At 67.1% G+C, this 984-nt stretch carries 1 pseudogene; it reads right to left on the reverse strand.

The annotated features are described in order from the left end of the window. Nucleotides 1–984, reverse strand: a pseudogene (locus MTQ10_RS30715) (alpha-1,4-glucan--maltose-1-phosphate maltosyltransferase); the annotation flags it as partial.

Consider the following 984-nt stretch of genomic DNA (forward strand, 5'->3'; position numbering starts at 1 on the left):
GCGGCGGCGGATGTCGTTGAGCCTGGTGATGAGCGGGGCGATGGTGCGGCCCTCACGCTCGGCGGCCTCCCAGTCACGGGGCCGCAGCTGGTACTTCTCCGAGTCCAGATACTCCTCGCTGCCCTCCCGCAGCGGGGTGTTCTCGCACAGCTCGTAACCCGAGTAGATCCCCCACGACGGGGACAGGGTCGCGGCGAGCACCGCCCGCACCTCGAACGCGGGCCGCCCGCCGTGCTGAAGGCAGGCGTGCAGGATGTCCGGGGTGTTGGCGAAGAAGTTCGGCCGCATGTACGCCGCCGCCTCACCCGACAGCTCCGTCAGATACTCGGTCAGCTCCTGCTTGCTGTTGCGCCAGGTGAAATACGTGTACGACTGCTGGAAACCGATCTGCGCCAGCGTGTGCATCATCGCCGGCCGGGTGAACGCCTCCGCCAGGAAGATCACATCCGGGTCGGCCGCGTTGATCTCGCCGATCACCCGCTCCCAGAACACCACCGGCTTGGTGTGCGGATTGTCCACCCGGAAGATCCGCACCCCGTGCTCCATCCAGAACCTCAGGATCCGCACGGTCTCCTTCACGATGCCGTCCATGTCGGCGTCGAAGGCGATCGGATAGATGTCCTGGTACTTCTTCGGCGGGTTCTCCGCGTACGCGATCGTCCCGTCCGGCCGGTGGTGGAACCACTCCGGATGCTTGTGCACCCACGGATGGTCCGGCGAGCACTGCAACGCGAAATCCAGCGCGATCTCCAGCCCGTGGGCCGACGCCCGCTGCACGAACCAGTCGAAGTCGTCGATGGTGCCGAGGTCGGGGTGGACGGCGTCATGGCCGCCCTCCGGCGAGCCGATCGCCCACGGCACCCCCACATCGTCCGGCCCGGCGGTCAGCGAGTTGTTCTTCCCCTTGCGGAACGTCGTGCCGATCGGGTGGATCGGCGGCAGGTAGACGACGTCGAAGCCCATCTCCGCGATCTTCGGCAGCCT

Source organism: Streptomyces sp. XM83C (assembly GCF_023072675.1).
Taxonomy (GTDB): Bacteria; Actinomycetota; Actinomycetes; order Streptomycetales; family Streptomycetaceae; genus Streptomyces; species Streptomyces thermocoprophilus.